The 8,704-nt window shown below is 72.5% G+C and carries 8 protein-coding genes; 5 read left to right on the top strand and 3 right to left on the bottom strand.

Going from position 1 to position 8,704, the window contains the following annotated elements; all coding sequences use genetic code 11:
* Nucleotides 1-407 (top strand): hypothetical protein (locus ABWK99_RS10340; protein ID WP_372594622.1); only part of this gene is annotated, 407 nt, incomplete at its 5' end.
* Between the two features lie 210 nt (nt 408-617).
* The gene (locus ABWK99_RS10345) at nt 618-1,562 is read left to right on the top strand and encodes a glycosyltransferase family 2 protein (protein ID WP_372594623.1); all 945 of its coding nucleotides are present in this window, start codon (nt 618-620) and stop codon (nt 1,560-1,562) included.
* On the opposite strand, the gene ABWK99_RS10350 is transcribed toward ABWK99_RS10345, so the two are convergent.
* From ABWK99_RS10350 to ABWK99_RS10360, 3 genes are read right to left on the bottom strand one after another with little or no spacing between them, the layout of a single operon-like run.
* Nucleotides 1,537-2,673, bottom strand: a complete 1,137-nt coding sequence (locus tag ABWK99_RS10350) for a glycosyltransferase family 4 protein (protein WP_372594624.1) — start codon at nt 2,671-2,673, stop codon at nt 1,537-1,539. The genes ABWK99_RS10345 and ABWK99_RS10350 overlap by 26 nt on opposite strands.
* The gene (locus tag ABWK99_RS10355; RefSeq protein WP_372594625.1) at nt 2,670-3,689 is read right to left on the bottom strand and encodes a glycosyltransferase family 2 protein; all 1,020 of its coding nucleotides are present in this window, start codon (nt 3,687-3,689) and stop codon (nt 2,670-2,672) included. The genes ABWK99_RS10350 and ABWK99_RS10355 overlap by 4 nt, the downstream gene beginning before the upstream one ends.
* Nucleotides 3,686-5,185: a DUF2142 domain-containing protein gene (locus ABWK99_RS10360; protein WP_372594626.1), complete on the bottom strand. Its 1,500-nt coding sequence runs from the start codon at nt 5,183-5,185 to the stop codon at nt 3,686-3,688. Before ABWK99_RS10360 ends, ABWK99_RS10355 begins: the two co-directional genes overlap by 4 nt.
* A 105-nt stretch (nt 5,186-5,290) precedes the next feature.
* Here ABWK99_RS10360 and ABWK99_RS10365 point away from each other — a divergent pair, with 105 nt between their 5' ends.
* From ABWK99_RS10365 to ABWK99_RS10375, 3 genes are all read left to right on the top strand, one after another.
* Nucleotides 5,291-6,448: a glycosyltransferase family 4 protein gene (locus ABWK99_RS10365; protein WP_372594627.1), complete on the top strand. Its 1,158-nt coding sequence runs from the start codon at nt 5,291-5,293 to the stop codon at nt 6,446-6,448.
* Nucleotides 6,449-6,512: 64 nt separating this feature from the next.
* Complete coding sequence (locus ABWK99_RS10370) at nt 6,513-7,742, top strand: glycosyltransferase family 2 protein (RefSeq protein ID WP_372594628.1); 1,230 nt, start codon at nt 6,513-6,515, stop codon at nt 7,740-7,742.
* Nucleotides 7,739-8,704, top strand: a 966-nt coding sequence (locus ABWK99_RS10375) for a glycosyltransferase family 4 protein (RefSeq protein WP_372594629.1), incomplete at its 3' end; no start/stop codon positions are given. The genes ABWK99_RS10370 and ABWK99_RS10375, both read left to right, overlap by 4 nt.

Below are 8,704 nucleotides of genomic sequence, written 5' to 3' on the forward strand. Positions count from 1 at the left end.
AAGGGGGAGCCGCTCTCGATAGCTATGCCTACGACCTCGCCGTCGTCTCCGCCCCGGAGCCCGGAACGGCCTGCGTCACGCAGGAGGCGAACTGTGTGCTCGAACTCGACCTGACCAACCTGGGCTCAGACCCGTGGTCGCCGCTCGAAACCGTCGACGGGCGTGTCGGCTCAGTTCGACTCGTGGCCTGGTGGCGGGCCGGCACGGAGACCGTCCCTCAGATCGTCGACCTGCCGCGCTCGGTCTTCCCTGGCGGGATCCAGCGGTTGACCGTGGTCCTGGCGCCACCCTCCTCGATCCCCGAAGGGGACGCTCGCGTCGAGCTCGGCTTGGTCCAAGAAGGAATGCCCGGATTCCCGGGACCGAGCGATGGACTTCCCGCGCTCGAACTGGTGATCGCCTCCTGAGCGTGTCCGGCGCGTACGTCCGCGAAGCGGTCGGCTGGTTGAGTGCTCTCAGCGGCCGGGTACCGGCTGCCGTGGGTACAGGCTTGTCGCGGCGCGAACTGTAGGATCGCCTGTCAGGTCGCCACCCGTGCGTGTCCGCGCCGGTGGCGATGCCGTCACATCCCCCAGCCCCGCGGGCTCGAGCGCGCGGGCCCTTGCGTTTGGAAGTCAATGAAGGTCTTCATCCAGATCCCCTGCCTCAACGAGGAGGAGACGCTTCCGGCGGTCCTCGAGTCGATCCCTCGGGAGATCGACGGGGTGGACGAGCTCGAGATCCTCGTGATCGACGACGGCTCGACGGACAGGACGCTGGAGGTGGCCCGCGCGCACGGTGTGACGCACTTCGTGCACCACACGCGCAACATGGGCCTGGCGCGGTCCTTCCGGGACGGGATCGACTACGCGCTCGCGCAGGGCGCCGACATCGTGGTGAACACCGACGGGGACAACCAGTACCCGCAGGACCGGATCGGGGACCTGGTCAAGCCGATCATCGCGGGCGACGCGGACATCGTCATCGCCGACCGCCAGACGCACACCATCGAGCACTTCTCGCCGTTCAAGAAGCAGATGCAGCGGATCGGCAGCCATGTCGTCAACCGCGCGGCCGAGACCGAGCTGCCCGACGCGGCCAGCGGCTTCCGTGCGTACTCCGCGGCCTCGTTGATCCGGCTCAACGTCGTCACGCAGTTCAGCTACTGCATGGAGACGATCATCCAGGCGGGCAACAAGCGGCTGCGCATCGCCTCGGTCCCGGTGGTGACGAACGCCAAGACCCGCGAGTCCCGGCTGTTCAAGAACATCTTCCACCACATGGCCAAGTCGGGTTCGGCGATCATCCGCAGCTACCTGATGTTCAAGCCGTACGTGATCTTCGCGACCCTCGCCATCTTCTTCGGCGTGCTCGCTGCCATCCCCCTGCTGCGCTTCCTCGTGGAGTGGCTGATCGGCGGCGACACGAGCGGCATGGTGCAGTCGCTCATCTTCGGCTCGATCATGGCCGTCGCCTCCTTGCTCTCCCTCGCCCTCGGGGTCCTCTCGGACCTGCAGCGCACCAACCGGGTGCTCCTGGAGGACCAGCTCGAACGGATCAAGGAGATCCAGTACCGCCGGTGAGCCCCGCTGCCGCGCGGTAGGCGGCCACATGCCCCTCGGCGGACCGCGCCCAGGTGAACTCCCTCGCGCGAGCACGGCCCAGTGCCCCGAGCGGGAGGCCTTCCGCCCCGGAAGCGCGCAGGATCCCCGCGGCGAGGTCGGCCGGGTCGGTCGGGTCGACGAGGATCCCCGCGCTCCCGACGATCTCCGCCATCGAGCTGGCGCGCGAGGTGACCACGGGCGTGCCCACCGACATCGCCTCGAGGACCGGCAGGCCGAAGCCCTCCCAGTGCGACGGGAAGGCGAAGGACGTCGCCGCTGCGTAGGCGGCGCGCAGGTCCGCGACGGGGAGCCGGCCGAGCTCGTGGACCCGCCCCGCAGCGGCACCTGTCGCCGACCCGTGACGCTCACCCCAGCCGCTCGGACCGACCAGGACCAGGTCCAGGTCGGGGTCCTCCCGGGCCACGACCTCGAAGGCACGGAGCAGGCCGTCGAGGTTCTTCCGTGGCTCCTGGGTCCCGCACCACAGCACGAAGCGCTCCGGTAGCGCGAGCCGCGCACGCAGGCCGGCCACGTCAGGAGCGGACACCGTCCACGCCGGCGCTCCGTGCGGGACCACGTGCACGCGCTCGGGCTCGATCCCGGCGGCGACGCAGTCCTCGGCCGTGGCCTGCGAAGGGACGACGACCGCGTCGGCCTCGTCCCTGGTCCGCTCGAGTGCGCGGGTGAAGAAGCGCACCCCGCCCGGGGTGAAGTGCCCCGGGTCGCGCAGGAATGCGAGGTCGTGCACCGTCACGACGAGCGGGCGGCGGGTCGGCGGGATCGCCCAGGTGGTCGCGTGCACGACGTCGAGCCCGCGCAGCAGGGCCTCGGGACGGGGGCCCGGGACCCGGTTCCACAACCGGTACAGCGCGGCGCGCGGCAGCGGGAAGGCCCGGACGGGGCCAGGGGGCGTGAGATCGGGGCCCGGCGCTCCGCGGTGCAGCGCCGAGAGGCCGACCGTCGTGACCTCGTCACGCTCGGCGAGCGCGGCGAGCAGCTCGAGGATGTAGCTCCCCGAGCCGCCGGGGACGGCCTGCCAGAGCTGTTCGACGGTGAGCGCGACCCGCAGGCCTGCGTCCTCGCGGCTCATCGGCCACCGCCGTCGGGCACGAGCAGAGCGGCGGGGACGTCCCGAGGGACACTCGCTGACCTGTCCACCTCGCGGCGCCGACGCAGCGCCCAGGGAACGCGCCGCAGGATCGACCCGATCACGCGCAGTCGCCGGCCACGCTCGGGTCCCAGCACCGTGCGCACCAGCGTGCGGGTGGTGGCGCGCAGCACGACGGGCCACGGGGCGTGCACCAGGGCGACGAGCACGCGGTTGCGCTCGTTGTGGTCCTGGAAGAAGGCAGAGGCCGTCCCCGAGGACGCGGCATGGTCGTGCACCGTCACGGCCGACGGGACGTGCTCGATCGACCAGCCCCGACGCCGCAACCGCCAGGAGAGCTCGGTGTCCTCGTAGTACATGAAGAGCGACTCCTCCAGGAGCCCGACGTCGTCCAGGGCAGCGCGGCTCAACGCCACGCAGCCACCGTTGAACCCGAAGACCTCCGCGGGGGCCGGGGGAGCGTCCGCCGGGGCGAGCCAGTCCCGGTCGCGGCCGTTGCCCGAGCGGGTGACCTCGTTCCCGGTGGAGTTGAGCAGGCGGGTCCCGCCCTGCGCCGTCCGCAGCCAGCGGCTGCCGTCCGAGGAGACGAGGGCGCCGGTGGACCCCGCAGGTGCGGGGGCGAACCGCCCGCTGAGGAGCACGGTCCCGGTGGTCGCCCCGACCCGGCGTCCTGCGGCGAACGGGGCCACGAGGTGGGCGACGGTGCCGGGCTCGGCCACCGCGTCGTTGTTGATCAGCACGACGAGCTCGCCCGACGCGGCGCGGATGCCGGCGTTCGCACCGGCCGCGAAACCACCGTTGACGGCACGAGGGACGACGCGGAGGTCCGGCTCCGACGAGAGGGCCTCGACCGTCCCGTCCGACGAGCCGTTGTCCACCACGATGATCTCCATCTCGCCCGGCTCTAGGCTCTGGGCGCGCAGGGACTCCACACACCGCCGGGTGAGGGCCAGGCCGTTCCAGGTCACGACCACGACGCTGACCCGGGGGTCGCTCATGCCCGCTCCGGGCTGCTCCACCGGACCGCGGCGACCACCGCGGCCGCGAGGGTTCCGGCGAGCAGGAGGAGGAGGATCCCGGGGGCGACCGGCGGGGACCAGTCGCCCTCCGCGAGGAGGTTCCACGATCCGGGGGCCCCGAAGACGTACCGGCGCAGGTTCACCGCGAAGGCCAGGAGCTGGACGACCGCCAGGGTGGAGGCCGCGACCAGCACGAGTCGGCGGTCGGCCCACGCCGCCAGCGCCTCGGCCTGCCGGTGAGCGATGAAGCCCGCGACCACCGGCACCCCGACGAACAGCGGCATGGAGTACCGGGCCGTCCAGATGTAGCCGACGGCATGTGCCTGCCAGGCGTGCAGGAGCACGGGGATGACCACGGACATGGCCGCCACTCCGAGCAGCAGGGCCACGTCCCGTCGAGAGGCGATGGCCAGCGCGAGCAGGACCACCAGGCCGAGGACAGCGGCGAACGCGAGCTTCACGGTGGCGGGAAGCGCGGTGTCCAGCCAGCCGAAGTTGCCGATCGAGGTGACCAGGTAGTCGCCGGACTCGAGGAACGTGCGCTTGGCGACGGACAGGAAGGTCAGGTCCGGATGGGTGCTCCCTCCCGCGGCCAGCGTCTGCTCGGAGAAGGTCCACCACAGGGCCGATCCCACCCCGGCCACGATGAGCCCGAGCCACGGCCAGGTCCTGCGGTCCATCGCCGTCGCGACGAACGAGGACAGCGGCGCGGACGCCACGGCTGCGAGGACGATGACCGCGACGTACAGCAACGAGAGCCCTCGCGTGTTCGCCAGCGCGACGGTGACCACCGCGATGCCTGCCGCGCGACGGGTCAGCTGGGCGGGGTCCGGGTACCGCAGCAGAGCGAAGAGGCCGGCCCACAGCGCGAGCGACGCCGAGATCTCGAGCCCAGAGGAGTTCACCACCGAGTTGAGGAAGATCACCATCGGGGTCATCGCCGTGAGCAGCCCGAGGGCCAGGGGTGCGCGGCGGGGGAGACGCGCGAGGGTCGCGAACGCCCAGGCGAGCACGGCACTGGACAGCAGCCCGCTGATCAGGCGCATGAGGTAGATCGTCCACGGCGCGGCCGGGAGCAGGGTCGGCAGGCCGACGATCGCGTAGTACGCGGGGTTGTTGCGGATCACCCAGGTCGGCGCCTGGGTGGGCTCCTCGGCCGCCTCCCCGGTGAGCAGGGGGCCGGCGCAGTCGGCGGAGACCTCGGGCTTGAAGGCGAAGCAGGTCGGGTACGCCATCATCGACGCGTACTCGGCGGGGACGGTCACGATCCCGGAACCGGGGTTGTCGGGGGCGCTCGTGCCGTGCAGGTCACCCCGCACCACCGCCGCGGCCTTGACGATGTGCGCGTTCTCGTCCGGACCCGCCGCCAAGGGGCTGGCCAGCGACCACAGCGCGGTGACCAGCGAGATCAGGGCGAAGGCGCGCCAGAACACCCGGCGGTTCGAGCCGGGTCGTGCAGGTGCCTCGATCGCCACAGCGCAGCCCCCTCCGTTTCGTGACGTCGAGACACTATCGCCTGGGCCGGGCTCCGGAGGTCGGTGGGGTGCCGGGGCGCCACCCCCCGCCGGTAGGGTCGCGGCGTGCGGATCGCGATCGCCTTCGACTGCTTCTTCCCGTTGAGCACGGGAGGGGGCGAGCGCCTGTACCGGCTGCTGGCGGAGTCCTTCGCGCGCCACGGGCACGAGGTCACCTACCTGACCCGGCAGCAGTGGACGGGACCGGCTCCGAGCGTGCCGGGCGTGAGGGTCCGGGCGGTCAGCGGGCGGACCGGCCTGTACGACGAGCACGGCAACCGCCGGCTCCTCCCGGCGTTGCGCTTCGCTGCCGGCCTCGTCCGGTACCTCGCTCGGCACCGCGGGAGCCATGACGTCGTCCTGGTCAGTGCCCTCCCCGTGCTCAACGTCTTCGCCGTGCGCCTCGCGCTCGCCGGGAGCCGGACGCTCGTCTGCGCCGACTTCCTCGAGGTGTGGAGGCGCGAGCAGTGGCTGGAGTACTCGGGCCCCGTCGTGGGGCGGGTGGCGGCGACCCTGCAGCGGTGGGCGGCGCGGGTCAGCCCGCTCGTCAGCTGCCACTCCCGGCTGCACGCCGAGCGACTGGTCGCCGACGGGACCCCGAACGCCCCGCTGGTGAGCCCCGGCCTGATCCACGGGGCGGTCCTCGGCCCGGCGAACGAGGCAGCGGCCGAGCCGCCCACCGTCGTCTACGTCGGCAGGCACATCCCCGACAAGCAGGTCGACGCCATCCCGGCCGCGGTGGCCTGGGCCCGCACGCAGATCCCCACGCTGCGTGCCGTCGTGCTGGGGGACGGGGGCCAGCGACGGGCGGTCCAGGCCGAGGTCGATCGCCTCGGCCTGACCGAGGACGTCACGCTTCCCGGCTTCGTCGAGCAGGAGGAGCTCGACCGGCACCTCGCGGCCGCCGCATGTCTGGTGAACCCCTCCCGACGGGAGGGCTACGGGCTGGTGGTCGTGGAGGCTGCGGCGCACGGGACCCCGGTGGTCCTGGTGGACGCGCCGGACAACGCCGCGGTGGAGCTCGTCGAGGACGGGGTCAACGGTGTCGTCGCGACCTCGCTCGCTCCCGAGGTGCTCGGGGCGGCGCTGGTGCGCGTCGTGCTCGCCGGGCCGACGATGCGCTCGACGACCCGCGCCTGGTACGAGCGCGCCGTACGCGAACGGACCGTCGAGGTGACCGCCGAACGGCTGCTCGCCGCCTTCGCAGAATCGCGTCGCCGATGACGCCGTGGCGTCGGGTGGCCGTTGGTACAGTGACGCGCCACGACCTGCCTCCGGACGGATCAGCATGACTCTCGCGCAACGCTGCGAACTCACCATCCTCATGCCCTGCCTCAACGAGGCGGAGACGCTCGAGACCTGCATCCGCAAGGCGAGGGGCTACCTCGAGCGGTCCGGCGTCGAGGGCGAGATCGTCATCGCGGACAACGGCAGCACGGACGGCTCGCAGGCGATCGCCGAGTCGCTCGGCGCGAGGGTCGTGCCCATCAGCGAGCGTGGCTACGGCGCTGCCCTCATCGGCGGCATCGCCGCCGCCCGCGGCCGGTTCGTCATCATGGGCGACGCGGACGACTCCTACGACTTCTCCGCGCTGGACCCCTTCGTCGAGAGCCTCCGGGCCGGCAACCAGCTCGTCATGGGCAACCGCTTCCGCGGCGGGATCGCGCCAGGGGCGATGCCGCCGCTGCACCGCTACCTCGGCAACCCCGTCCTGTCCGGGATCGGCGCGCTGTTCTTCCGGCCGGGGGTGCGCGACTTCCACTGCGGACTGCGCGGATTCGACCGCGAGGCGATCCTCGGTCTCGGACTGCGCACCTCCGGGATGGAGTTCGCCTCGGAGATGGTCGTCAAGGCGACGCTCGCGAAGCTGCGCATCGCCGAGGTGCCGACGACCCTGAGCAAGGACGGCCGCTCCCGCCCGCCGCACCTGCGCAGCTGGCACGACGGGTGGCGGCACCTGCGCTTCCTGCTGATCTTCTCGCCCACCTGGATGTTCCTCTACCCGGGCGCCGTGCTCCTGGCGATCGGTGCCCTCGCCAGCCTGGTCCTGCTGTTCGGGCCCGTCGCCGTCGGCTCGGTCGGCTTCGACGTCTCGACGATGGTGTACGCGGCGGGCGTCGCGGTCGTGGGCTACCAGGCCGTGCTCTTCGCGATCCTCACGAAGGTCTACGCCGCGGAGGAGGGCTTCCTCCCCGCCGGGCCACGGTTCCGGGCCCTGGTGGACCGGCTGACGATCGAACGCGGACTGCTCGTCGGCCTCGCCATCTTCGTGCTCGGGATCGCGGTGGCGGTCGTCCAGGTCCTGCGGTGGCGGGAGACCGGGTTCGGCGGCCTGGACGCGCGGCAGGCCGTGCGGATCGCCGTGCCTGCGGCCCTGGGCCTGATGCTCGGGTTCCAGACGATGATGTCGGCGATGTTCATCGGGATCCTCACCGTGCCGACCCGCGCGCGGAGCAACCCGCCGTCGACGGTCGAGGTCGCGGACGGCGCCGAGGCCACCGAGGTCGGGGAGCGGTGACCGAGGGCGGACGGGTGCGTCTCGCCGTCGACCTGCTCTACTACACCGGCAAGCGTGGCGGCACCGAGACCTACGCCCGACAGGTCCTCCCGCGCCTCGCCGCCGCCTGGCCGGAGCTCGAGCTGGTGGGGCTCGTCGGCTCGGCGGGCCTCGAGGAGGTCTCCGGCTGGTTCCCCGGCACGGTGCACCCCGTGCCGTTCGTCGGGGAGAACCGCCCGTTGTGGGCCCTGGCGGAGACGGCCCTGATCGCCCGACGCACGGCGCGGCTGGGCGCTGACCTGCTCTGGTGCCCCGCCAACTTCGGTCCCGGCACGGGATCGGTCCCGCGCGTCGTGACCCTGCACGACGTGATCGCCTTCGAATTCCCGAACCCGGAGACCAGCCGGGTCACGCAGGAGGTCACGACCTGGATCATCCGGCGGACCGCCCGCACCGCCGCGCACGTGATCACGGACAGCGAGGCCTCGGCGCAGGCCGTCGTCCGGGTGCTCGGCATCCCGCGGGACCGGATCACGCCCACCCCGCTGGCGGGCAGCTCGCCTGCGGCCGTCGAGGACCCGGACGCCGAGCTCGCGGCACTCGGGGTGGACCCCGGCCGCGCTCTCGTGCTGAGCACGGGGAACCGGATGCCGCACAAGAACTTTGCCGGGCTGCTTCGCGCGCTCGCCCGGATCCCTGCCGGGCAGCGCCCGCAGCTCGCGCTGACCGGCAGCCACGGCGACGACCCGCTCGCGCCCCTCGTGGCCGAGCTCGGCCTCGCCGAGGACGTCCTCCTGCTGGGATGGGTCACCTCCGCCCAGCTCGAGGCGCTGTACGGCCGAGCGGCGGTCTACGCGTGCCCGTCCCTCTCGGAGGGGTTCGGGCTGCCCGTGCTCGACGCCATGCGCCGCGGCTGCCCCGTGGTCGCGGCCGACATCCCCGTGCTGCGCGAGGTGGGGGGCGAGGCCGCGCGGTACGCGGAC

It is taken from the genome of Actinotalea sp., from assembly GCF_041597215.1.
GTDB lineage: Bacteria > Actinomycetota > Actinomycetes > Actinomycetales > Cellulomonadaceae > Actinotalea.

Coding starts and splice junctions, on each gene's coding strand:
- ABWK99_RS10345 (WP_372594623.1), top strand. CDS start 618: ATGAAGGTCTTCATCCAGATCCCCTGCCTCAACGAGGAGGAGACGCTT.
- ABWK99_RS10350 (WP_372594624.1), bottom strand. CDS start 2,673: ATGAGCCGCGAGGACGCAGGCCTGCGGGTCGCGCTCACCGTCGAACAG.
- ABWK99_RS10355 (WP_372594625.1), bottom strand. CDS start 3,689: ATGAGCGACCCCCGGGTCAGCGTCGTGGTCGTGACCTGGAACGGCCTG.
- ABWK99_RS10370 (WP_372594628.1), top strand. CDS start 6,513: ATGACTCTCGCGCAACGCTGCGAACTCACCATCCTCATGCCCTGCCTC.